This window comes from Streptomyces sp. NPDC029836 (assembly GCF_055574495.1).
Genome location: NZ_JBVHZI010000007.1, coordinates 402,737 through 426,247, shown reverse-complemented (window position 1 = coordinate 426,247; position 23,511 = coordinate 402,737). Strand labels below are relative to the sequence as shown.

The window sequence follows — 23,511 nt, the reverse complement described above, 5'->3', positions numbered from 1 at the left end:
TTCCAGGGCCGGACCCATTCCCCGGCCGGGCCCGGCGCGGCGGGGCCGGCCCGGGGCGCTACGAAGCGCCGCCCCGGCGGAACATGCGGGTCGCCGTGATCTCGCCGTGGATGGTCTCCCCGTCCGGGGAGGGTTGGGGCAGCCCCGGCCGCAGGTGCTCCTCGACGCTGATGTACTTCAGGCCCGCCCGCAGGTCCGCGTCGTTGCGCAGCCGGATGACCAGCGGGAACTCGGCCAGGGCCGTGGTGTCGAAGAGACCCGTGGTGTACAGCAGTTGGACACCGAGGGCGTCGGACACGGCCCGCTGGAGCTCCAGCAGGTAGGTGGCGTTGGCGCGTCCGATCGGGTTGTCGAGGAAGAGCGTGCCCGCGTGGCGGTGCTTGTCGCGGCCCCGGTCGTTGCTGCGCAGCGCCGCCATCGTGCAGTAGAGGGCGATGGCGGCGGTGAGGAGCTGCCCGCCGGAGAACACGTCGCCCATCTGGCCGACCGGGACCCGCTCGGCGCGCAGGACCGCGTCCGGCTTGAGGATCTCCACGGCGATGCCCTTGGGTTCCAGCGCCGCCTGGACGCCGCGCAGCAGCAGGGACATCCCGTCGCGGCGGCCCTCGCCGAAGGAGGCGGTGCTGTTCTTCTTGACGGCGGCCCGGGTGGCCTCGTCGATGACCTCGCCGAGCCGCTCGGTCAGGACGGCCTGGTCCGGTTCCTCGAAGCGGATCCGCAGGAACTCCTGCCCCGACCACTCCCCCAGCCCCTCGGGCAGTTGGGACAGGCGCTGCGCGGAGCGCAGCGTGGCCAGGGCGGACTCGACGAGGCCGCGCAGCCGGTCGACGATGCTGTCGCGGTTGCGTTCCAGCTGGGCGAGCTCGTCGGTCAGTACGCGCAGCCGGGGCGCGAAGGCGGTGGCCCAGGCGGCGGCGTGCTCCGGCAGGGCGGAGGCGGGCAGTTCGCGGATCTGCTGGCGCGCGGGGGTGCGCACCTGCTCGTAGCGGTTGGCGTTGGCGTGCCGGACGAGTACGTCGCTCGCCTCGCGGACGCCGGACTCGGCCGCCGAGAGGTCGGCCGAGCAGGCGCGCAGGGAGCGGCGGGCCTCGGCGGCGGACTGCCGGGCCTCCTCCAGGGTCCCCGGGTGCGGCGCCGGTTCCTGCTCGTCGTCCGGGTGGGTGTGGTCGCGCAGCAGGTCCCGCAGCATGGCGGCGGTCTCGTCGAAACCGCCGGCGCCGTCCTCGGCGGCGCGGTGGGCGCGCAGCAGGTCCGCGTGGGCGGACCGGGCGGCGTCGACGGCCGCGCTGTGCGCGGCGAGCTGGGCGGTGGCGGTGCGCAGCAGGCCTTGGGCCTGTTCGACGTCGGCCGGGACCAGTTCCTCGGGCAGCTCGGTGTGCGCCTCCCCCTCGGCGGGGGCGTGCCGTTCGGCCTCGCCGCGCAGTCGGCCGAGCTGCTCGCTCGCGGTGGACGCGCGCGTCTCCAGCATCTGTACGAGGGCCTCGGCGCGGGCGGCCGCGGCCTGCCGGGAGGGTCCGTCGGCGCCGTCGGTGCCTTCGAGGAGTTGGCCGGCGCGGGTGCGCACCTTGTTGGTGAGCCGGTCGAGTTCGGTCAGCGCGCCGCTCTCGTCGCTCTCGGCGCGGGCCTGTTCGGCGCGCAGGTCGGCGCCGACGCCGACCTTCTCGTAGAGCCGGGAGGCCGCGCGGTAGGCCTCGCGCAGTTCGGGCAACGGGGCCTTGGCGGCGCCCGGCGGCTCCTCGGGGAGGGGTTCGGGGGCGCCGGCGATCTCGGCGCGTTCGGCGCGCAGCGCGCGCGCGGTGCGGCGGGCGTCGTCGGCGGCGCGCTGGGCGGCCCGGCGGTCCTCGTCGGCGGAGCGGGCCCGGTCCAGGCAGGCCTCGGCGCGGGCTTCGGACTCGGCGGCCTCGTCGGCGAGTTCGCGCAGCCGGGCCTGCCAGCCGGCGCGCTCGCGCAGGCGGTGGGCGAGCCCGGACAGGACGTCGGCGACGCGGCGGGCGCGCTGGGCGCTCTCCTGCCGGTCGTCGCGTACCCGGTTGGCGTCGGCGGCGGCCTCGTCGGCCTCGGCGCGGACGGTACGGGCCTCCGCGAGTTCGGCGTCGGCCTCCTCGGCGAACGTCCGGGCGGCGGCGGCCCGGCCCGCCAGTTCGGCGAGCCGGCCGGGCGGGCAGCCGGTGCGCCAGGAGGCGAGGCGGGCGGCGAGCTCCCGGTCACCGGAGAGGCGGGCGGCGAGGTCGCGGATCTCGGTGTCGCGGGCGCCGGCGCGGGCGCGCAGGGCCTGGCGTTCCTCGTCGGCGGCGTGCTCGTCGTGCATGGCCGGGTTCGGCGGGACCAGGAAGACGTCCGGATCGCCCGCCGGGCCGGCGGTCGACGGGACGGGGGCCAGCAGGGCGGCGGCGGTGCCCACGGCCACGGTGGAGCGGGGCAGCAGGGCGGCGCCGGTGAGGACCTCGCGGGCGCGGGAGTGCGTGTCGGGGTCGGTGATCACGACGCCGTCGACGAGTTCGGGGCGGGCCGCGAGGACCGCCGCGTGGTCGGCGGGGTCCACGGACTGGGCGAGGTAGCGCCAGCCGGGGAGGGCCGGGATGCCGTGTTCGCCGAGGTACTCGACGGTGGCGAGGACGTCCGGGCCGGGCGGCAGCAGGCCGCCGTCGCCGAGGGCGGCCAGGATGCGGGAGTCGTCGGCGGCGGCGGTGCGCAGCTCGAAGAGCTGGCGTTCGGCGGCGGTGACCTGGTCGCCGAGCAGGGTGCGCAGGTCGTCTGCGCCCCGGTCGAGGTCCTCGGCGGTGAGCCAACCGCCCTCGGCGGCGCCGGGCTCGCGTGCGGCCCCGTCGGCCGGCCCGGCGCCGGAACGCGGGCGCGGGACGTCGGCGTCGGGCCCGGACGGGAGGCCCAGGAGGGCGGCCAGTCGGGGGGAGCCGGCGAGGGAGGCGGCGGCGCGTTCCTCGGCCCCGTGGGCGGCTTCGGCCGCGTCGGCGGCGTCCGCGGCCCGGGCGGCGGTGAGTTCGGCGCGGGATTCGACGGCGGCGGCCTCGCGGGCGGCGTCGGAGGCGCCGCGGGCGGCCTCGCGGGCCTCGTCCCAGGCGGCGACGGCGGTCTTCTCCGCGTCGCTGGCGGCGAGCGCGGCGCGCGCCGGGTCGGCGTCGGGCGCGGAGTCGTCGAGCCAGCCGGCCTTGACGGCCTCAGCGGTCTCCTGCTGGACCTCCGCGAGGCGGGCCCGCAGGTGTTCGGCCTCGCTGCGGGCCCGCTGGGCGGCCGTGGCGGCGGCGGTGGCGTCGCGGTGGGCGCCCTCACCGAGGCGTTGCAGCTCGGCGGAACGCTCCTCCTCCTCGTTGGCGGCGCGCTCGCCGTGCTCGGCGGCGGTGTGCAGGGCCCGTACGAGGGCGCCGGCCGCGTCGGCGCGGGCGGCCAGTGCCGGGGCGGCGTCCCGCTCGGCCTCCAGGATGGCGGCGGCGACGCGCGTGGAGCGGTCCGCGGCGGCCCGGTGGCGCAGCACGGTCTCGGCGGCCTGCCAGGCGGCGTGCAGGGTGCGGGCTTCGAGCAGCTCGCGCCGCTGGGCGGCGGCGGCCTTGTCGGCGACGGTCAGGGCCAGCGAGGCGTGCCGGTAGGCGAGTTCGGCGGAGACGGCGGCGCTGCGGGCGCGCGCGGACTCGGCGGCGGTCACCTGGTGGGCGGCGCCGGTGACCTGCTGCGCGAGGTCGGCGGCGCGCACGCGTTCCCCGGCGGCGCGGGCGGACAGCCGCCGGGCCAGGGTGCGCGTACGCCGTTCGGCGCCGGCGTGGACGTCCCGCAGTCGGGAGCGGGTGGCGGCGGCTTCGACGATGCGGGTGAGCAGGTCGACGGAGCCGGCGGTGAAGTCGCGTTCGGCCATCAACTCGGCCCGGCGGCCCAGCTTGTTGCCGAAGCCGTGGACGAGGTCGGCGAGTCCGTCGGTGTCGCGGGTGTCGGTGACGGCGCGCAGCAGCAGGTCGGTGAAGTCGGAGTCCTTCTTGACCGCGAAGAGGCCGGCGGCCTCGCCCTCGTCGGCGTTCATCTCGCGCTGGTAGCGGAAGAGTTCGGGGTCGAGGCCGACGTCGGTGAGGTGTTCGTTCCAGCGGTCGTGGATCTCCTCCCAGTACACCTCCAGGTGCGGGTACGCCTTGCCGGCCTCGGTGAGGGCGTCGCGGAAGCCCTTCATGGTGCGGCGGCGGCCCTGGGCGCCGGAGACGCCCTCGACGGGCGGGCGCACCGAAGTGGCTTCGGCGACCGGGAGGTTGTCCAGGCTGAGGCCCGGTCCGGGGCGGAAGGAGTACCAGGCCTCGGCGAACTTGCGCGGGTCGTTGGAGACCTGCCGGCCGCGCCATTCGCTGACCTTGCCGACGACGACGCACTCGCCGGTGCGGGTGTGCTGCCATTCCAGGGCGACGTGGCCGCAGTCGTCGGCGAGCAGGAACTTGCGCAGCACGCCGGAACTGGCGCCGCCGAGGGTGTTGCGGTGGCCCGGGAGCATCACCGAGAAGATCAGCTTGAGCAGGACGGACTTTCCGCCGCCGTTCTCCAGGAAGAGCACGCCGGCCGGCGCGGGTCGCCGCGGCGGGCCGGCGGGCTCCTCCTCGAAGAACTCCGCCTGGGCGGGCGCCGGATGGGGCACCGGTTCGCCGACTCCGCGCAGGTCGAGCACGGTGTCGGCGTAGCGCGCGCCGGCGGGCCCGATGGAGTAGAGGCGGATCCGGGACAGCTCGTACATTTCGGCGGACTCTCGTGGTCTCTGGTAGGTCGTGCGTACGTACGGAAGGGGGTGCGGCTCAGGCGTGGAAGGGGAGCCCCGCGTCGGCGGCGAGGTCCAGGTCGTCGCCCTCGGGCGGGGGCAGCAGGGTGGGGGAACCGTCGCCGACGGGGACCACGCCGAGTTCCAGGAGCTCGGCCATGGCCGAGCTGCCCGCCATGTCGCGGACCTGGAGCTGGTAGCGGGGGGTGGTGCGGTAGGTGCCGCCGGAGTCGTCGCCGGTGCGCTGGAGGAAGCCGGACTCGGTGAGGAACGCGGCGGCCTTGCCGACGATGCCGGTGGTGGAACCGGCGAGGCGGCGGGCGTCCTTGGTGGCCCCGGTCGCGCTGCGGCGGGTCCAGACCCGCCAGGCGGCCTCCAGACCGGGGGCGTCGGAGGCCGGGTCGGTGTTCTCGCCGAGTTCCCCGGCGCGTTCCTCCAGCCGGCGGCAGGTCTGCCGGACGAAGGAGTCGACCCCGTTGACGGTGATCCGGCCGATGTAGCCGTCGTCGGCGAGGTCCTCGGGACGGGGGAAGGCGAGGGCGGCCACGGCGAGGTGGGCGAGGCCGTGCAGGAAGCGGTCGCCGCCGTCGGCGGTGGTGCGGCGCGCGTAGTCGCCCATGCGGACGGCGAAGACGGAGTCCTCGCCGGCGGCGACGGCCATCCCGGCGCGCGGGGACACCTCCAGGACGACGAGTCCGAGCCCGGTGGCGACGGCGTCGGCGAGCCGGCCGAAGCCGGGGTCCTCGCGGTAGCGGCGCAGCAGTTCCGCGTACTCGGCGTCGCGGGCGGGCAGCAGCTTGGGCTGGAGCCCGAACGCGACGAGCCGGGCCGCGTCCGCGGCGTCGGCGGGGGTGAGGGCCCCGGAGGAGACGGCCGCGGCGGGCGCCGACGCCGGATCGGGCTCGGTCCACGCGGGGTGCTCGGCGTGGTGGTCGCTCACGGGTGGGTCTCCTCGGCGGTGCGGTGGTGGTTCCGTGCGGTGGTTCCGGGCCCGGTCGTCCGGGCCGTACGGGGCATGCGACCCGTACGGGGCATGCGACCCGGACACGGCATGCGGCCCGCACGGGGTGCCGGGTCCACCACCCGCCCGGGTCCGCCGGCGGTACGGGCGTCGGGGCCGGTGGTGCGGCCCGCCCGGGTGGGGGTCATGCCGCCTCCGAACGGTCCGCGGCCATGCCGGCGGCGTCCAGGAGGGCGGTGCCGACGATGAGGTCGGCGCCGCCGAACTCGGGGTCGTCGAGCCGGGTCCCGTCGTCCACGGCGAACAGCAGCCGCTCCTCGCCCTGCCGGTACGCGGTACCCACCGCCGGGCTCGCCGCGTGGAGGGTCAGCAGGGCCACCAGGTAGGGCAGGTCCGGGTCGCCGCGGCGGGCCTCGGCCAGCAGCCCGGACAGTCGGCGCGGGGCGTCGTGGGGCAGGTCCAGGAGCCGGTTCGCGGCGGCGAGCTGCTCCTCGCTGAAGCGGCTGTCGTCGGGGGTGGCGATGAGGTCGGGCTCCGGCATCTCCACGCCGAGGTGCTCCCGCTCCAGGGGCGGGGTCAGCAGGATCTCGACGAGGTCGGCGACGCGCACCGAGACGGGCGTGCGCAGCCCGGTGCCCGCCGCGAAGAAGGCGTCGGTGACCCGGACGGCCTGTTCGAGCGGCAGGGGCAGCACCGGGGCCACCAGTTGGCCGTACAGGTCGATCCCGGAGCGCGGCGCGGGGGCGGCGAAGGCCTGCCGGTCCTGCTCGGCGCGGAACAGCGGGCCCGCGTCCAGCAGTCGGGACTGGAGCTGGGTGTGCCGGCGGATGCAGTCCTTGACGATGTCGACGAGCTCGGCGGCGCGCCGTTTGTTGTCGGGGTCCTCGGCCTCGTCGCGGGCCTTGCGGATGTTGGTGAGGATCGCGTTCTCGTGCCGGTAGCGGTCGGCGACGTGGTCGAGGGCCTCGGCGATCATGTCGGGGACGGCCTGGAGCCAGTCCACGGCCCGGACGTTGCGCCGCGTCGCGTCGAGCGTGCGCCGCAGGGTCTCCGCGTACTGGACGGTCCGGTAGCGGGCCTGCTCGGCCGCCAGCTGGGCGTCGGCGAGCCGGCCGCGGCTGATCAGCACCTCCAGCTTGACCTCGGCGGCGATCTGCGCGCTGGTGACATCGGTGTCGAGGGCTCCGACCAGGACGTTGACGGCCTCGTCCGTGGTGCGCAGGTACACCGCGCCGCCGTAGCCGGGGACCTCCTCGATCAGCTTGAAGTCGTAGTCGCGGCGGACGTAGACGCCGTCGGGCCCGAAGGTGCCGTAGATCGCGCGGAACCCGCGGTCCACGCTGCCGACGTTGATCAGGTTCTCCAGCACCCAGCGGGCGACCCGCTCGTGCTCGGCCGCCGGGCGGGACGGCGCCTGGGCCGCGACGCGCGGCAGCAGCCTGGCCACTATCTGCTCGGCGTCCGCGCCCGTGTCGAAGTCCATGTTCAGCGTGACCAGGTCGATCGCGGACAGCGCGACCTCCGCCATCGCGTAGACCCCGTACTCGCCGGCCAGATTGGCCTTGCGGACGTCGAGGTCGTGCAGCGGGGCGGTGCAGGCGAGGGCGCGCAGCCGCCGGGCCAGGCCCTCGTCGGCGGCCGGGCCCGGCGCCGGGGACGGAAGGGTCTTCGCCGGGGCAGGGAGAGTCACGACGGAAAGACTAGGCGCTGACACGGACAACATCCCAAACAGCATGGTTCGGCCGGATCGTCCCCGGCGCCGCGAACGGCCGGGGCGCACTGTTCCCCGGCAGCGGTCGCGCTGTTCTACGCTCGCGGCATGGCTTCCATGATCACACCCCGCGCGGCCGCGATCGACCTGAACGCCGACCTCGGCGAGGGCTTCGGGAGGTGGACGTTGACCGACGACGAGGCGCTGTTGTCGGTGGTGACGAGCGCGAACGTGGCCTGCGGGTTCCACGCGGGCGATCCGTCGATCATGCGCCGGGTCTGCGAGCTGGCCGCCGAGCGGGGCGTACGGATCGGCGCGCAGGTCTCGTACCGCGACCTGGCGGGCTTCGGGCGCCGCTCGATGGACGTGCCGCCGGGCGAACTGGCGGACGAGGTGGCGTACCAGATCGGGGCACTGGAGGTGTTCGCGCGCGCCGCCGGATCCCGGGTGTCGTACGTGAAACCGCACGGCGCGCTGTACAACCGCACCGTCCACGACGCGGGCCAGGCGGGCGCCGTCGTCGCCGGAATCCGCCTCGCGGCCGGCGCGGCGGGCCTGCCGGTCCTGGGCCTGCCCGGCTCGCTGCTGCTGGCCGCCGCCGGCGACGCCGGCCTGGACGCCGTCGCGGAGGCCTTCGCCGACCGGGCGTACACGGCCCTCGGCACCCTGCTCCCGCGCGGCGAGCCGGGTGCGGTGCTCCATGACCCGGACACGGTGGTCGCCCGGGCCGTCCGGATGGCCGCCGAGGGCGCGGTCACGGCCGCCGACGGGACCCCGGTCGCGGTGGCGGCGCGCTCGCTGTGCGTGCACGGCGACACCCCGGGCGCCGCCGACCTCGCCCGCCGGGTCCGCGAGGCCCTGGGCGGCGCCGGGGTCGAAGTGGCGGCCTTCGCGTGAGGATGCACCTGCTGCCGGTGGGCGAGCGCGGACTCCTCATCGAGGTGGGCTCGGCCGCCGAGGTCGCCGCCCTGCACGCCGAGGTGCTGCGCCGGCGCGACGCGGGCGAGCTGGCCGGCGTACGGGAAGTCGTGCCCGCCGCCCGGACCGTCCTGCTGGACGGGGTGCGCGATCCCGGAGCCCTGGCCGGGCGGATCGCCCGCTGGGAGGTTCCGGCCCTCGCGGACACCGAGGGGCCGCTGGTCACCGTCCCCGTCCGGTACGACGGCCCCGACCTCGCGGAGGTGGCCGCCGCCTGGCGGGTGGCGCCGGACGAGGTCCCGCGCCTGGTCGGCGCCACCGTCTTCCGGGTGGCCTTCTGCGGGTTCGCCCCCGGCTTCGGGTACCTGACGGGGCTGCCCCCACACCTGCGCGTGCCCCGCCGCGCCACGCCCCGCACGGCCGTCCCGGCGGGCTCCCTCGCCCTGGCCGGCGAGTACGCGGGCGTCTACCCCCGCTCCTCCCCCGGCGGCTGGCAGCTGATCGGCTCCACCGGCGCGGTGCTGTGGGACCCGGCCCGGCGACCGGCGGCCCTGTTCGCGCCCGGGGTACGGGTCCGGTTCACGGAGGGCGGGTCATGAGCGGGCTGCTGGTGCTGCGCCCGGGGGCCCTGACCACCGTCCAGGACCTCGGCCGGCCCGGGTACGCCCACCTCGGGGTGCCCCGGTCCGGGGCGCTCGACCTCGGGGCGTACGCCCTGGCCAACCGACTGCTGGGCAACCCGCCCGACGCGGCGGTGCTGGAGACCACCCTCGACGGGGTCGCCCTGCGCGCCCTGACCCCGGTGACGGTGGCCGTGACGGGCGCTCCCTGCGCGGTACGGGTCTGCGGCCGGCCGGCTGCCTGGGGAGCGCCGGTCCGGCTCCCGGCGGGGGCGGAGCTGGACGTGGGCCGGGCGGAGCCGGGAGTGCGGGGCTACGTCGCGGTGCGGGGTGGGTTCCGCGTCCCGCCGGTGCTGGGCAGTCGCTCGACGGACCTGCTGTCGGGGCTGGGCCCGGCCGTCCTGACGTCCGGAACGCTGCTCACGGTGGGCACCCCGGGCCCGGATCCGATCCGCGGGGCGGACACCCTGCCCGCGCCGGCGCCCCCGACCGAACTGGTCCTGCCGCTGCGGTCGGGCCCCCGGGCCGACTGGTTCACGGCGTCCTCGCTGCGGGCGCTGCTCACCTCGACGTACCGGGTGTCGGCGGCGTCGAACCGGATCGGCCTGCGGACGGAGGCCGGCCCCCCGCTGGTCCGCGCCCGAACGGGCGAGCTGCCGAGCGAGGGCATGGTCCTCGGGGCGGTCCAGGTCCCCCCGGACGGCCTCCCGGTACTGTTCCTGGCCGACCACCCGGTGACCGGCGGCTACCCCGTGGTCGGCGTCGTCCCCGAGGGCCTTGCCCTGAACGCCGCCGCCCAGGCCCGCCCGGGCACCCGGGTTCGGTTCGTGGGGGCGTAGGGGGGCCGGCGGTCGGGCCGGGGGCCGCGGGGCCCCGACCCCGGGGATGGTTCCTACACCGCCGATTCCGGGGTGATGCGGCTGCGGACCGCCGACTGGACGTCCTCCTCCTCCGCCGGGTCCGTCGCGAGGCGACGGAGGCGGGGGGTGACGCGGGCGTCCGCGGTTTCCGCGTGGCGGGCCGCGACCTCGCGGGTGGTCTCCTCGCAGTCCCACAGGCATTCGACGGCGAAGCCGGCCGCGAAGGTCGGGTCCGTGCTCGCGAGGGCCCGGGCGGCACGGCCTCGCAGGTGCGAGGAGGCCGTCTCGCGGTAGATGTGGCGCAGCACCGGGGCGGCGCAGCCGATGGAGAGCCGGCCCGCGCCGTCCACCAGGGTGAAGAGGCGGATCGTGTCCGGGCCGCAGCCACGGACGGTGGAGCGCAGGGCTCCGAGGACCAGTGCGGCGTCCTCGGGGCCGCCACGGGCCGCGAGGAGGGCCGCCGCGGCCGCTCCGAGGGCGTCGGGGCGGTGGATCCAGCGGCGGGCCCGGTCGAGGGCGGCGGGTCCGCACATGCGTTCGTAGGCGGCCACGGCGGGCTCGTCCCCGGCGGCTTCGATGAGGTCCAGGACGGCCGGGTTATCCGGTTCGGCGAGGACCAGGTGGTGCAGGGCGGTGGCGCGGGCGGCCTCGCCCGAGGCCCCGGCGGCCGCCGCGAGGATCGCGGAGCGGTCCTCGGGCGCGGCGACGGCGGCGAGGCAGCGGGCCGCGGGCACGTGCAGCGGGGTGCCGCGGCGCAGCCCGTCGGCGGCCCAGTCGAAGACGGCCTGGACCCCCCAGCCGGGTCGGGGGCCGCTGGGCGTCAGCTGCCGCTGCCAACGGTCGAAGGAGCCCTGCTGCCGGGCGGCGCGCAGGCGCTCCCCGTACGGGGGCAGTTCCTCCCACAGGCACCACGGGCGGGGCTCGTAGGCGTCGCGCACGGCGGCGGCCAGCCGCGCCTCACCATCGGGGTCGGCGGGGAAGCGGGCGAGCACCGGCTCGGCGAGGGAGCGCAGGCCTTCGTCGTCGTCGCGCAGGGCGAGTTCGTCGAGGGCCCAGGCCCAGTTCGCGCCGGAGGCCGCGTACCGGCGCAGCAGCATGAGCGCGTCGTCGCGTCCGTAGGAGGCCAGGTGGCCGAGGACGGACAGCGCGAGGCCGGTCCGGTGGTCCTCCTCGTCGAGGAGGTCCTCGGCGCCGCAGAGGTGGGTCTCGATGGCGCCGAGGGGCCCGTCGAGGTCCAGGTACAGGCGGGCGTAGTACAGCGAGCGGTTCTCGACCTGCCAGTCCTGGCGCGGGTCGCGGAGCACGCACTGGTCGAGGGCCGCGAGGGCCTCGGGCCGGGGCGCCGCGAGGGCGTGCAGCGTGCCGTCGCCGCGGCCCCGCTGGAGGAGCCCGAGCAGCGTGCCGCTCGGCGCTATGACTGGTTCGAACATGGGAATGGCCTCAAATCAAGCTGGGGACGCAACCGGGAATCGAGATTCACAGGGCCGCGTAACAGCATGTGAGGACGTTCGCCGTCAGGTTCCGCTCGGTGTAGACCATTGCCTTCTCACTCTCGTCGGTGCTTCGCGACCGTGACGGCCGGTGCGGCAGGGGTGGGTGTGGACACCCGTCGTGTCCAGCCCGCTCCTGCCCGTCCGTCATGTCCGCGAATCGAATCCGACGCCATGATGACCCAGGCGGTTTGTGTGCCGCGACCACATTTAAGGCCGCTGTGACCAACCCGTGAGGTCGCGGGCCGGTCCCGGCCCGGGCTGGGCACGGGAAAAAGCGGATTACTTGGCTCCGAAGAGTTCCAGCAGGTCGGCCTTGGCGAACATGCGGGCCGTGTCCACGGCGGAGGGCGTGCCGGCGTTCGGGTCGGCCCCGCCGGCGAGCAGCGCGCGGATGACGGCCTCCTCGCCCTTGAAGACGGCTCCGGCGAGCGGGGTCTGACCGCGGTCGTTGGCGCGGTCGGCTTCGGCGCCGCGGGCGAGGAGGGCCGCGACGGCGTCGGCGTGACCGTGGTAGGCGGCGAGCATGACGAGGGTGTCGCCGCGGTCGTTGGTGAGGTTCGCGGGCACGCCCGCGTCGAGGTAGGCGGCCAGGCTCCCGGTCTCACCCTGACGGGCGAGGTCGAAGATCTTGGTGGCCAGTTCGATGACGTCCTCGTCGGGAGCGTCCTGGTGCTCGCTCATCGGTCGTACCGCCTTTCACTCGCTGCTTGCAGGCAAGAGTTTCCCCAGGCCACGAGGGCAGGGGGACGCACGGCACTGCGTCCGTACGGATGAATCGCCAGGGTAGCGCCCGTTCCGGGACATGGTGGGGGCGTCTCAAGGCAAGGATCCCGGCCAACACCCTCCGGGGCGGACGCGCCAGCCGGGAGGGGCCGGTCAAGTGAAAAACACGCCGATTCACCCGTATGCACCTTTTGTCGCATTGATACTTGCTGTGAGCCTGGAAGAACTGATGGTGACCGTCCCCACCCACCAGGAGAACGCTCATGGTCCTGTCCATTTCAGGTGTCGTCCTGCTCGGCATCATCTGCTTCCTGTTCTTCAAGAAGGACGGGATGAAGCTGACGCACGCGTTCGTCTGCTCGCTCTTCGGCTTCTTCCTCGCCGGTTCCGCCATCGCGCCGAGCATCACGGCAAGTACGGCGAGCCTCGCGAGCCTGCTCGGCGGGATCAAGCTCTAGACCGCCCCGACCGCTCCGTCCCGCACCACCCACGACTCCAGGAGACGACCGTGGCACGGCGCCCACTCCCCCGAATCCTCAGCAGCGGCGCCCCGTCGCTGGCACGGGGCCGCGACCTGGCTCGCTCGGCCGCCGACAACGCCACGGACGTCCTCCATCCGCTCCTCGTCATCGGACGAGGGCTGCGCGTCCTGGCCTCCACCGGGCGACGCAAGTGGGCCGACACCCCCAAGGACAAGCGCGGTCCCGCGCTGTTCCTGGGGGCGGCCTGCGCCCTCGCCGTCGGCCTCGTCCCGTACGGGCCGCTCCTCGCCCTGATCACCCTCATGGCGGCGGCGGCCTGGCACGGACGCGACCGCACCCCCGCCAGAACGGGACCCAGCGACGCCGAGGGCGAACGCCTCGGCTCCCTCTACGAAGCCCTCGTGCCGTACTTCTCCATCGCGGAGGACCCGAGCCCCCTGTTCGCCCACGGCGGCAGCTGGGACCAGGCCTTCAGCGGCTACGAGTTCGACGGGGCCGGCCGCCTCACCCGGCTCCTGATCCGCTACCCCGCCTACTTCGCCGACGGCGAGGCCACCGCACGGACCCGGATCGAGGCCCTGCTGCACGCCAAGTCCGGGCGCGGCCGGGAGTACCTCTTCGACTGGGACGAGGAGGGCAACCAACTCTGCCTGAGCGTGCTGGCCGCGCTGCCGACCGGCATCGCCGCCCAGCCGTTCGTGACCTCCCCCGGCGAGACCGTCCTCGGCTTCACCGACGCCGGCGGGGTGCGGCGCACCCTGCCCGTCGTGGAGGGGGGCGAACCGCGCGACGTGCCGCCCGTGCTCTGGCGTACGGGACCCCGCTCCACCGAACCCCACCTGCTGGCCGTCGGCACGCCCGGCAGCGGCACGTCCAGCCTGCTGCGCTCGATCGCCCTGCAGGCCCTGCGCCACGACGGGGACGTCCTCGTCGTGGAGGGCGGCGGCAGCGGCGAGTACACCTGCCTGTCCGGCCGGGAGGGCGTGCTCGCCGTCGAGTGCGGGCCGACCGGCGCCCTGGCCACCCTGGAGTGGGCGGCCCAGGAGACCGAGCGGCGCCTGATCGCCACGCACCGGGCCCGCGAGGCGGGTCGGCCCGCCCCCGACGACACGCGGCGCCCGTTGTGGGTCCTGCTGGACCGGCCCAGCGTGCTCGCGCACCTCGCGGCCGCCGACGGACGGCCCGATCCGCTCGCCCAGCTCCAGGTGCCGCTGCGGCACGGCCGCGCCGCGCACGTCACGGTGGTCGTCGCCGAACAGTTCGAGCACGTGGAACTGTTGAACGACGCCGTCTGGCAGCACACCCGGGCCCGGGTGGTCCTCGGGCCCGCGACCGTCCAGCAGATCACCGATGTCCTGGGGCTGCCGCCGCACACCACCCCCACCCCGCAGCTCCCGCCCGGGCGCGGCTACGCCCGGCTGGGCGTGGGCCCGGTGCACCGGCTCCAGGTGCCGGCGACGCCGGACCCGTACGACGACGCCGCCCACCCCGCCCACCGGCAGGCGGTGCTGGAGCTGCTGCCGGAACGCCGGGGCGCCGGCGCCGACGGGCCGACGGACCGGGAGGACGCCCGCCGGGAGGAAACCCGCCGGGAGGAGCACGCCACCCTGTCGGGTCAGCTGCGGGCGCAACCGCCCGCGCAGGCGCAGGGCTCCTCGATCGACGCCTCCGAGATCCCCGAGGTCCCGGCCGACGCGCCGTGAGCCCCCGGATCAGGCCACGAACGTACGGGGCGGCTCTGCGCCGCCCCCGCCGGCCCCGGTGCCGACCAGCCGGGCCGCCGCCGCCAGCCGCGCGGCGGCCTCGTCGGCGACCGGGCCGCCCACGGTGAACGGCAGCCGGACGTAGCCCTCGAAGGCCCCGTCGACGCCGAACCGGGGCCCCGAGGGAACCCGCACGCCGACCCGCTCCCCCACCTCGGCGAGCCGCGACCCGGACAGCCCGCCCGCCTTGGCCCACAGGGTCAGCCCGCCCCGCGGCACCTCGAACTCCCAGTCGGGCAGTTCCCGACGCACCGCGGCGACCAGGGAGTCCCGGTTGCCCCGGGCCTGCTCGCGGCGGATCCCGACGGCCTCCTCCCAGCCCCCGGTCCGCATCAGCCAGTTCACCGCGAGCTGTTCCAGGACCGGGGTGCCGAGGTCGGCGTAGGCGCGGGCCGCGACCAGGCTGCGGATGACGTCCGGGGCCGCGCGGACCCACCCGATGCGCATCCCCGCCCAGAAGGCCTTGCTGGCGGAGCCGACGGTGACGACGGTGCTCCCGGCGGGGTCGAAGGAGCAGACCGGGCGCGGCATGGCCTGCTCCGGGTCCAGCCGGAGTTCGGCCATGGTCTCGTCGGCGATCAGGACGGTCCCCGCCGAGCGGGCGGCCTCGACCATCGCGCGCCGCTGGTCGTCGGAGGCCAGCGCCCCGGTCGGGTTGTGGAAGTCGGCGACGACGTAGGCCAGGCGCGGCGCGGAGTCCCGCAGCACCTGCCGCCAGACGTCCATGTCCCAGCCGGTCAGTCCCTCGGCCATGGCGACGGGCACGAGGCGGACCCCGGCGGCGCGCATCAGCTGGAGGATGTTGGCGTAGGACGGGGACTCGACGGCGATCCGCTCGCCCCGGCCCGCGAAGAGGCTGCAGATGGCGTCGATGGCCCCCATGGCCCCGGTGGTGACCATGATCTGCTCGGGCATGGTCGGGATGCCGCGCTCGGTGTAGCGGTCGGCGAGCATCCGGCGCAGCGCGGGCAGCCCGGCCGGGTAGTCCCCGTGGGTGTGCGCGTACGGCGGGAGTTCCTCCAGGGCGCCCTGGACGGCCTTGGTGAGCCAGGGCTCGGGGGCCGGGAGCGCGGCGCAGCCGAGGTCGATCATCGAGCCGAGGGACTCGGGCGGCAGGGGTTCCAGGCCGCGCGCCGGCAGCGGGTTGCCGGCCGGTACGGAGGTCCAGCTGCCCGCGCCGCGGCGCGATTCCAGGAAGCCCTCGCCGCGCAGGGCCTCGTAGGCGGCGGCGACGGTGGTCCGGCTCAGGGTGAGGGCGACGGCGAGTTCGCGTTCGGCGGGCAGCCGGGCGGCGACCGGCACGCGGCCTTCGAGGACGAGCAGGCGGATGCCGTCGGCCAGGGTGCGGTACGCGGGGGGCTTGCGGGTGCCCGGTGCGCCGGGGCGCTCCTGCTGCGAGCCGATGAGCCGGGCGAGCTGCGCGGCACCGACCGCTGAGGTCCACTGAGCCATGGCGTCGGGCCACCTTCGTCGAATTGGCCCCGTTGGGCGGGGTGAGGGGCCGGTATTGGATTGACTGCGCGGGCCCAGGGTGCCACGGCGCGGTCCGCTCGGGCCAGTGGGGCTCCGCGTTCACCGGGTGGCCCTGCGGCCGCGGTCGACCTGCGCGGCGCAGCAGGCATACTGCGGCCGTGACTCACGTACGCCTTCGCCACCCGTATCTGGACCACCCGGCTCCGATTCCCTTCGCCCACCGGGGCGGGGCCGCGGACGGGTTGGAGAACACCGCCACCGCCTTCCGCAGGGCCTGCGACGCCGGGTACCGGTACTTCGAGACCGACGTGCACGCGACGGCCGACGGGAAGCTCGTCGCCTTCCACGACGCGACCCTGGACCGGGTGACGGACGGGAGCGGGCGGATCGCCGAGCTGCCCTGGAAGCGGCTGCGGGAGGTCCGGGTGGCCGGGAGCGAGCCGCTGCCGCTGTTCGAGGAGCTGCTGGAGGAGTTCCCGGACGCCCGCTGGAACGTCGACCTGAAGGCCGAGTCCGCGCTGCACCCGCTGGTCAACCTGATCGCGCGCGCCGGCGTCTGGGACCGGGTGTGCGTGGGCTCGTTCTCGGAGAGCCGGGTGGCCCGGGCGCAGAAGCTCGCCGGCCCGCGGCTGGCGACCTCGTACGGGGTGCGCGGGGTGGTGGGACTGCGGCTGCGCTCGTACGCGATCCCGGCGGCCCTGCGCGTCGGGGCGGTGGCGGCGCAGGTGCCGGAGACGCAGGCGGGGATCCGGGTGGTCGACCGGCGGTTCGTGCGCACGGCGCACGAACGGGGCCTCCAGGTGCACGTGTGGACCGTGAACGAACCGGAACGCATGGAGGCACTGCTCGACCTGGGTGTCGATGGCATCATGACCGACCGGATCGACATCCTGCGCACGGTGCTGGACCGGCGCGGCGCCTGGGCCTGACGTGCCCCGGGCCGCCGCGCCCGGGTCGACGGGCCGGGCGGTACGGGGACCAGCGAGGGGGCGCTCATGAGCGAACGGACGGACAGCAGAACGGAACCCCGCGCGGAGGACGGTGGGGCCGCCGCCGCGCGCAAGCGCGAGCAGCACGGTTGGTACGTCTACGACTTCGCCTGCTCGGTCTACTCGACGAGCGTGCTGACGGTGTTCCTCGGCCCGTACCTGACCGCCGTGGCGAAGGCGGCCGCGGACGCCGAGGGCTACGTCCACCCGCTGGGCGTGCCGGTGCGCGCGGGCTCCTTCTTCGCCTACTCGGTGTCCGCGTCGGTGCTCCTGGCCGTCCTGATCATGCCGCTGGTGGGCGCGGCGGCGGACCGCACCGGGCGCAAGAAGCCGCTGCTGGCGGTGGCCGCGTACACGGGCGCGGCGGCGACGGCCGGGATGTTCTTCCTGGGCGGCGACCGCTACCTGTTGGGCGGTCTGCTGCTGATCGTCGCGAACGCCTCGCTGGCGGTGTCGATGGTGCTCTACAACGCCTTCCTGCCCCAGATCGCCACGCCCGAGGAGCGGGACACGGTCTCCTCGCGGGGCTGGGCCTTCGGCTACACCTCGGGCGCCCTCGTCCTGCTGCTGAACCTGGTGCTGTTCCAGGGGCACGATTCCTTCGGGCTCTCCGAGGGCGAGGCGGTCCGGATCTGTCTGGCGTCGGCGGGCGTGTGGTGGGGGGCGTTCGCGATCGTCCCGCTGCGCAGGCTGCGCGACCGGGCCGTGGTCGAGGAGGCCGGCGGCGCGCCCGCGGTCAGCGGCTGGCGCCGGCTCGTCGCGACGCTGAAGGACATGCGGCGCTATCCGCTGACCCTCTCGTTCCTGCTGGCCTACCTGGTCTACAACGACGGGGTCCAGACCGTCATCTCGCAGGCCTCGGTGTACGGCTCGGAGGAGCTGGAGCTGGAGCAGTCCACGCTGATCGTGGCGGTGCTGCTGGTCCAGGTGCTGGCGGTGGCGGGGGCGCTGGGCATGGGCCGGCTCGCCCGGACGTACGGGGCCAAGCGGACGATCCTCGGTTCGCTCGTCGCGTGGACGCTCACCCTGGCCGCCGGTTACTTCCTGCCGGCCCGGACCCCGGTGTGGTTCTTCGCGCTGGCCGCGATGATCGGACTGGTGCTCGGCGGCAGCCAGGCCCTGTCGCGCTCCCTGTTCTCGCACCTGGTGCCGGCGGGCAAGGAGGCCGAGTACTTCTCCGCGTACGAGATGAGCGACCGCGGTCTGAGCTGGATCGGACCGCTGGTCTTCGGGCTGACCTTCCAGCTCACGGGCAGCTACCGGGACGCGATCATCTCGTTGGTGGTCTTCTTCGCACTGGGTTTCGTGCTCCTCGCGAGGGTGCCGGTGCGGCGCGCGGTGGAGGCGGCGGGCAATCCTGTTCCGGAGCGGGTCTGAGGGCTGATCCGACCTGGACGCGGATACGAATTCGGAACGAATTTCGACGTTGAAGCGAAGGGCCGGTAGTGTACGCCTTTGGCCTGCCAGCCGGACCGTTACTGCGCGCTCAAGAAGTGTGGACGTTGGGTGACATCTGCTGCCAGATGTGACAAAACGGGCAGTGGTGGGTACAACAAGGGGCGGCACGACGGGCGACGCACGACCCGGAGCGGGAATCTATACCGCCGACCGGACGTTGACCGGATGACGACGACAGCGACACCTGTCCTGTGGGCGACAAGCCCGGGAGGCACGATTCATGAGTGAGCGAGCTCTCCGCGGTACGCGGCTCGTGGTTACCAGCTACGAGACGGACCGCGGCATCGATCTGGCCCCGCGCCAGGCGGTGGAGTACGCATGCCAGAACGGACATCGATTTGAGATGCCGTTCTCGGTAGAAGCAGAAATTCCGCCGGAGTGGGAGTGCAAGGCGTGCGGCGCCATGGCACTCCTGGTGGACGGGGACGGGCCCGAAGAGAAGAAGGGCAAGCCTGCGCGAACGCACTGGGACATGCTCATGGAGCGACGCACCCGCGAGGAGCTGGAGGAGGTGCTGGCCGAGAGGCTGGCCGTCCTGCGTTCCGGCGCCATGAACATTGCCGTGCATCCGCGGGACAGCCGCAAGTCCGCCTGACAACGGACGAAGGATCACGCGACAAGCCGAGGGGCCCCGCCACACACCGTGGCGGGGCCCCTCGGCTTTCCCGTGCCTGCGGCGTTCGCGCGCCGGCGGGCCCTACGGGCTACGGGGCCAGCGGCGGGCGGTAGGAGGTGTCGGGGCCCCGCCGGCCGTCGGGGCCGTCCTCGCGGATGACCTCGCCCGGTACGACCTTGCCGTCGGGCTGGTGGATGCGGACCTGGTTGAAGGCGTCGCCGAGGCTGCCGGGGCCCGCGGCCGCCATCCGGCGCTCCACGGCGCGCTCGGTCCGGCGGGCGATCAGCGCCCGCACCGGCGGCAGCAGCAGGAGCAGCGCGGCCACGTCGGAGAGCATGCCGGGCAGGATGAACAGCAGTCCGGCCAGCATGGTCAGGCCGTTGCCCGAGCCCTTGGTGGGCTGCGGGGAGGGGACCTGGCCGGCCATGGCCTGCTCCTGGGCCTGCTGGAAGGTCCGGGTCAGGTTCTGGAACGCGCGCCGCCCGGCCCGCTTGATGAGCACCACGCCGAGCAGCATGGAGCCGGCGATCAGGAGCGCGACGGTCAGGCCGCCGGCCGCGCCGGCGACCAGGCCGAGCAGCCAGATCTCCAGGATGAGCCAGGCGGCGACCGCCAGGGGGATGAAGGTACGGGCGGGCGAGCGCCGCCGGGGGGCCGTCGAAATGCCGGTCGTCATACCACCCAGTGTGCCCGGGCCGGGTTAAGAACGGGCTCAGTCGGAGGTACCGGGCTTCCCCTAGGGGATGCCCGGAGCTCCCGACATACGGCCGGACCTGCGCAAACGACACGGGGAACGGTCTCGCGTGCCCCGGGCGGGGTCAGGAGGGGCGCTTGCCCGTCAGCTTCGCCGCGCGCTCCTTGAAGCCCCACTGGGTGACCCGCCACAGGGCCTCGACCACGATGTCCTTGCTCATCTTGCTGTCGCCGAGCTCGCGCTCGACGAAGGTGATGGGCACCTCCACCACACGGAAGCCCTTGCGGACGGCGCGTCGCGCCAGGTCGACCTGGAAGCAGTAGCCGGCCGAGGCGACCTCGTCCAGGCCGAGCCCCTCCAGGGTCTCGCGGCGAAACGCCCGGTAGCCGCCGGTGACGTCGCGGATCGGCACGTCCAGCATGAGCCGCGAGTAGGTGGACCCGCCGCGGGAGAGGAACTCCCGGCTCCGGGGCCAGTTCACGACCCGGCCGCCCGGTACCCAGCGGGAGCCCAGGACGAGGTCGGCGCCCTGGAGCGCCGTCAGCAGGCGGGGCAGTTCCTCCGGCTGGTGGGAGCCGTCGGCGTCCATCTCGACGATGACCCCGTAGCCGTGCTCCAGGCCCCAGGCGAAGCCCGCGAGGTAGGCGGCGCCGAGGCCCTCCTTGCCCTTGCGGTGCAGGACGTGCACCTGCTGGTCGTCGGCGGCCAGCTCGTCGGCGAGCTTGCCGGTCCCGTCGGGGCTGTTGTCGTCCGCGACGAGGACGTGGGCCTCGGGGACCGCCGCGCGCACCCGGCCGACGATGAGACCGATGTTCTCCGCCTCGTTGTACGTCGGAATGATCACCAGGGTGGTGCCGAGCGGTCCACTGGTCCGCTGTCCGCCGTCGCTCACGTGGTCCCCTTGCATGTTTTCGCGTCCAGCCCGCCTGGTACGTCCCGTCGCTCTTGGATGATTTTAGAACAGCGATCGGGGCCGGCGGGCCTTCGGGCCGGCTCGGCCCCCCGCCGGCTGCGGGAGGCCGTGACCGTTGTCTACTGGACCGCCGGGCCCCGATCCGGAGCCACCTGCCGGCCGGCGAAACCTTCCCTCGCCCCCGAGGCGCGGGTGCGCTGAGCGGACGGCTCCGTCCGGTACGGGCGTCCTGTGGTGGACCCGGCCGAACCTATCCGGCGCCGACCGCCCGGACCGAACCGAGGCCGGGCGGATCACCCCTGTGGCCGTACGAATGCCTCCCGGCCGCCGACGACCGTCGCGAGGCACACCGGCAGCTCGGCGCCGGGACCGAGATCCGGCAGGCCGGGGGTGCCGGAGCGGGGGTCGGTGGACCAGCGGGCGACCCGGTCGTCGGGGGCCTGGACCACCAGCTCCCGCGTCTGCCAGACGGCGTAGTCGGCGGGGGCCCCGGGAACGAGGGTGCCCGCGTCGTCCCGGCCCATGGCCCGCCAGCCGCCCCGGGTGTGCGCGGCGAAGGCGGCCCGTACGGAGATCCGGTGCTCGGGGGTGCGGTGGAAGGCGGCCGCGCGGACGGTCCCCCACGGGTCGAGGGGGGTCACGGGCGCGTCCGAGCCGAAGGCGAGCGGGACGCCGGCCTTGAGCATGGCCGCGTACGGGTTCAGGGTCCGCGCCCGCTCGGCGCCCAGCCGGTCCGCGTACATGCCGTCCTCCCCGCCCCAGGCGGCGTCGAAGGCGGGCTGCACGGAGGCGGTCAGGCCGAGTTCCGCGAAGGCGGCGATGGTCGCCGGGGTCATCATCTCGGCGTGCTCGACGCGGTGCCGGGCCGCCCGGATCCGGGCGGGGCCGACCTCCTCGGCCGCGGCGCGCACCCCCTCGACCACGGCGGTGAGGGCGGCGTCCCCGATGGCGTGGAACCCGGCCTGGAGGCCGGCCCGGGTGCAGGCGGCGACGTGCGCGGCGACCTCGGCGGCGCCCAGGTAGCCCGTCCCGGTGTGCGGGGCGTCGGTGTAGGGGGCGTGCAGGCAGGCCGTGTGGGAGCCGAGGGCCCCGTCCACGAAGAGGTCACCGGCGGCGCCGACCGCTCCGAGCGCCTTGGCCCGGTCCAGGTCGCGGTCGGCCCAGTAGCCGAAGACGCGGGGTCCGGGGCGCTCGGCCGCCAGCTCCAGCAGGGCCGTGAAGTCCTCCTCGGAGGAGATGTCCGGTCCGCCGCACTCGTGTACGGAGCCGATGCCGAGGGAGGCCGCCCGGTCCAGGGCGGCCCGCTGGGCCTCGGCGCGCTGGGCGGGTGTGACGGCGGCCAGCGCGGCCCGGCGCACGGCGTGGTGGTCGTCGCGGGTCAGCGGCTCGTCCCCGTCGGGCCGCACCGCGGGCACCAGGGCCAGCAGGGCGGTGGTGACGACCGCCGAGTGGACGTCGATCCGGCTGAGGTAGAGCGGGCGCCCGCCGGTCGCCGCGTCGAGTTCCGCGCGGCGCGGGGCGCGGCGTTCGGGCCACCGGGCGGCGTCCCAGCCGTGCCCGAGCAGGACCCTGTCGCCGGGCCGGGCCGCGGCGTACGCCCGGACGAGTTCCAGCGCGTCGGGCAGTGAGCGGGCGCCCGTGAGGTCCAGGCCGGTCAGGGCGAGTCCGGCGGAGGTGGTGTGGACGTGCGCGTCCGTGAAGGCGGGGGTGACGAGCGCCCCGTCGAGGTCGACGACCTCGTCGACGCCCTGCGCGAAGGCGTCGGCGGCGCCCTCGGAGCCGACCCAGGCGATGTGCCCGCGCTCGACGACCATCGCGGTGGCGAACGGGTCGGCGGGGCTGTGCACCTCACCGCCGCGCAGGAGGACGGTACGGGCGGGTGCGGTGGCTCCGGCGGCGTCGGCGGAGGCGGCGGTGCGGTCAGTCATGCGGACCAGTCTGGCCCCTGCGCCGCGTCCGCCGGGACCCGGGTGGCCGGCCGGCGCCGGCCCGGGGTCAGACCCGGGGCGGGCGGGCCTCGTAGGGGGTGGAGAGGACGACGGTCGTCCGGGTGGAGACGTGGGCCAGGGCGCGCAGTCGGCCCAGGAGGTCCTCCAGCTCCAGCGGAGTGGCCACCCGGACCTTGAGGATGTAGTTCTCGTCGCCCGCGACGCTGTGGCAGGCCTCGATCTCGGGCACGCCGGCCAGCCGGTCCGCGATGTCGTCCGGGGCGCTGGGGTCGAACGGCTTGACCGAGATGAAGGCGGTCAGGGGCAGCCCGACGGCCTCCGGGTCGACCACGGCCGCGTAGCCGCGGATCACTCCGCGCTGCTCCAGCCGGCGTACTCGCTGATGGACCGCCGACGTGGACAGTCCGGTGGCCTTGCCCAGATCCGTATAGCTCATCCGCCCGTCCCGCACGAGCAGATCAACGATCTGGCGGTCCAGCTCCTCCATTGCGCTCATAGCCGCTCAACCTACGGCCCGGAACCGCTCCAGGCACAGCGCTGTCCACGCAGAAGCGGCACCTGCGGCGGGCATGTGACGAATGCCACAGGCGTGTACGGGCGTACAGCGGGCGCTCGTGGTTACTCGTGCCGCGCGACGGGAAGTGCTTGCTGTGGCCGTGGCCGTAGAACCTGCCCGCCCGGCCCATCCAAGGGGGAATACATCCACATGCTGAACACCAAGCGCGCCGGTCGCACCGAACCGGAGCCCCTGGAACTGCTCGACGGCGCGTACGCGCAGGACGACGAACACCTCGAACCCGAGGACTTCGACGTCCACCACGCGCTCTGCCCCGACTGCGCGCAGTCGATCGCCCTCGTCGCCGACGAGGAGCACCTGCCGCAGCACGCGCTGTGCCCGACCCCGTGGAACCCGTTCGGGCTCACGGTGTGCGCGGGCACCGGGCGGCCGGCCTCGGACGCGCTTCCCCTCCTGGCCCTGCTCCAGACGGAGCAGCCGGAAGTGGACGTCGTGCTGATCGACCTGCCGCAGGGCCTGGACTGGCGGACGCAGCCCTTCTCCCACGTGGGCGGTCCGGGTTCGCGTCCGGTCCGGTGGGCGGCGGCCCCGCTGCCGCAGATGCGCCGGCACGCGCAGGCCGCCTGAGCC

20 protein-coding genes are annotated in these 23,511 nt (G+C 75.1%); 9 read left to right on the top strand and 11 right to left on the bottom strand.

Annotation, left to right across the window (positions count from 1 at the left end):
* Positions 1–58 precede the first annotated feature (58 nt).
* Genes ACZ4XJ_RS22685 through ACZ4XJ_RS22670 form a run of 4 tightly spaced genes read right to left on the bottom strand, consistent with a single transcriptional unit; the run spans position 59 to position 7,437 of the window.
* On the bottom strand, positions 59–4,720 hold the full coding sequence (locus tag ACZ4XJ_RS22685; RefSeq protein ID WP_468497137.1) for a hypothetical protein: 4,662 nt from the start codon (positions 4,718–4,720) through the stop codon (positions 59–61).
* A gap of 58 nt (positions 4,721–4,778) precedes the next feature.
* Positions 4,779–5,681, bottom strand: a complete 903-nt coding sequence (locus ACZ4XJ_RS22680) for a hypothetical protein (RefSeq protein ID WP_383993286.1) — start codon at positions 5,679–5,681, stop codon at positions 4,779–4,781.
* Complete coding sequence (locus tag ACZ4XJ_RS22675) at positions 5,678–5,890, bottom strand: hypothetical protein (RefSeq protein WP_468497136.1); 213 nt, start codon at positions 5,888–5,890, stop codon at positions 5,678–5,680. The genes ACZ4XJ_RS22680 and ACZ4XJ_RS22675 overlap by 4 nt, the downstream gene beginning before the upstream one ends.
* Positions 5,887–7,437 (bottom strand): hypothetical protein, encoded by a 1,551-nt coding sequence (locus ACZ4XJ_RS22670; RefSeq protein ID WP_383993292.1) that lies wholly within the window; start codon positions 7,435–7,437, stop codon positions 5,887–5,889. The genes ACZ4XJ_RS22675 and ACZ4XJ_RS22670 overlap by 4 nt, the downstream gene beginning before the upstream one ends.
* 93 nt (positions 7,438–7,530) lie before the next feature.
* Here ACZ4XJ_RS22670 and ACZ4XJ_RS22665 point away from each other — a divergent pair, with 93 nt between their 5' ends.
* From ACZ4XJ_RS22665 to ACZ4XJ_RS22655, 3 genes are read left to right on the top strand one after another with little or no spacing between them, the layout of a single operon-like run.
* Complete coding sequence (locus ACZ4XJ_RS22665; RefSeq protein WP_362882998.1) at positions 7,531–8,310, top strand: LamB/YcsF family protein; 780 nt, start codon at positions 7,531–7,533, stop codon at positions 8,308–8,310.
* 2 nt (positions 8,311–8,312) lie between these two features.
* Complete coding sequence (locus ACZ4XJ_RS22660) at positions 8,313–8,930, top strand: 5-oxoprolinase subunit B family protein (RefSeq protein ID WP_468497156.1); 618 nt, start codon at positions 8,313–8,315, stop codon at positions 8,928–8,930.
* Positions 8,927–9,790 (top strand): 5-oxoprolinase subunit C family protein, encoded by an 864-nt coding sequence (locus ACZ4XJ_RS22655; protein ID WP_468497135.1) that lies wholly within the window; start codon positions 8,927–8,929, stop codon positions 9,788–9,790. Before ACZ4XJ_RS22660 ends, ACZ4XJ_RS22655 begins: the two co-directional genes overlap by 4 nt.
* 53 nt (positions 9,791–9,843) lie before the next feature.
* Here ACZ4XJ_RS22655 and ACZ4XJ_RS22650 read toward each other — a convergent pair whose 3' ends face one another.
* A complete protein-coding gene (locus tag ACZ4XJ_RS22650; protein WP_468497134.1) occupies positions 9,844–11,241 on the bottom strand; it encodes a HEAT repeat domain-containing protein in 1,398 nt (465 codons plus the stop codon).
* 342 nt (positions 11,242–11,583) lie between these two features.
* Positions 11,584–11,985, bottom strand: coding sequence for an ankyrin repeat domain-containing protein (locus tag ACZ4XJ_RS22645; protein WP_362882961.1), 402 nt, complete (start codon positions 11,983–11,985; stop codon positions 11,584–11,586).
* A gap of 305 nt (positions 11,986–12,290) precedes the next feature.
* On the opposite strand from ACZ4XJ_RS22645, the gene ACZ4XJ_RS22640 reads away from it, so the two are divergent.
* Positions 12,291–12,485 (top strand): hypothetical protein, encoded by a 195-nt coding sequence (locus ACZ4XJ_RS22640; protein ID WP_030031218.1) that lies wholly within the window; start codon positions 12,291–12,293, stop codon positions 12,483–12,485.
* Between the two features lie 50 nt (positions 12,486–12,535).
* Positions 12,536–14,212, top strand: a complete 1,677-nt coding sequence (locus ACZ4XJ_RS22635) for a P-loop NTPase family protein (protein ID WP_468497133.1) — start codon at positions 12,536–12,538, stop codon at positions 14,210–14,212.
* Between the two features lie 9 nt (positions 14,213–14,221).
* On the opposite strand, the gene ACZ4XJ_RS22630 is transcribed toward ACZ4XJ_RS22635, so the two are convergent.
* Positions 14,222–15,724 (bottom strand): SCO1417 family PLP biosynthesis transcription factor, encoded by a 1,503-nt coding sequence (locus tag ACZ4XJ_RS22630; RefSeq protein ID WP_362882957.1) that lies wholly within the window; start codon positions 15,722–15,724, stop codon positions 14,222–14,224.
* Between the two features lie 179 nt (positions 15,725–15,903).
* Here ACZ4XJ_RS22630 and ACZ4XJ_RS22625 point away from each other — a divergent pair, with 179 nt between their 5' ends.
* The 3 genes from ACZ4XJ_RS22625 (at position 15,904) to ACZ4XJ_RS22615 (ending at position 18,787) form a co-directional block, all read left to right on the top strand.
* On the top strand, positions 15,904–16,674 hold the full coding sequence (locus ACZ4XJ_RS22625; protein WP_468497132.1) for a glycerophosphodiester phosphodiesterase: 771 nt from the start codon (positions 15,904–15,906) through the stop codon (positions 16,672–16,674).
* A gap of 66 nt (positions 16,675–16,740) precedes the next feature.
* Positions 16,741–18,111: an MFS transporter gene (locus ACZ4XJ_RS22620; protein ID WP_468497131.1), complete on the top strand. Its 1,371-nt coding sequence runs from the start codon at positions 16,741–16,743 to the stop codon at positions 18,109–18,111.
* A 301-nt stretch (positions 18,112–18,412) separates the two neighbouring features.
* Complete coding sequence (locus ACZ4XJ_RS22615) at positions 18,413–18,787, top strand: RNA polymerase-binding protein RbpA (RefSeq protein ID WP_007262928.1); 375 nt, start codon at positions 18,413–18,415, stop codon at positions 18,785–18,787.
* Positions 18,788–18,896: 109 nt separating this feature from the next.
* On the opposite strand, the gene fxsA is transcribed toward ACZ4XJ_RS22615, so the two are convergent.
* The 4 genes from fxsA to ACZ4XJ_RS22595 all read right to left on the bottom strand — a co-directional run bounded on the left by fxsA (position 18,897) and on the right by ACZ4XJ_RS22595 (position 22,851).
* Positions 18,897–19,484 (bottom strand): FxsA family membrane protein, encoded by a 588-nt coding sequence (gene fxsA / locus ACZ4XJ_RS22610; RefSeq protein WP_468497130.1) that lies wholly within the window; start codon positions 19,482–19,484, stop codon positions 18,897–18,899.
* A gap of 142 nt (positions 19,485–19,626) precedes the next feature.
* Positions 19,627–20,409 (bottom strand): polyprenol monophosphomannose synthase, encoded by a 783-nt coding sequence (locus ACZ4XJ_RS22605; protein ID WP_362882950.1) that lies wholly within the window; start codon positions 20,407–20,409, stop codon positions 19,627–19,629.
* 299 nt (positions 20,410–20,708) lie between these two features.
* Complete coding sequence (locus tag ACZ4XJ_RS22600) at positions 20,709–22,343, bottom strand: amidohydrolase (RefSeq protein ID WP_468497129.1); 1,635 nt, start codon at positions 22,341–22,343, stop codon at positions 20,709–20,711.
* A 67-nt stretch (positions 22,344–22,410) separates the two neighbouring features.
* Positions 22,411–22,851, bottom strand: coding sequence for an Lrp/AsnC family transcriptional regulator (locus ACZ4XJ_RS22595; protein ID WP_030011705.1), 441 nt, complete (start codon positions 22,849–22,851; stop codon positions 22,411–22,413).
* A 219-nt stretch (positions 22,852–23,070) separates the two neighbouring features.
* Between ACZ4XJ_RS22595 and ACZ4XJ_RS22590 the strand changes: the two genes are divergently transcribed.
* Entirely contained in the window at positions 23,071–23,508 is a 438-nt protein-coding gene (locus tag ACZ4XJ_RS22590; RefSeq protein ID WP_362882947.1) for a hypothetical protein, read from the top strand.
* Positions 23,509–23,511: the final 3 nt, after the last annotated feature.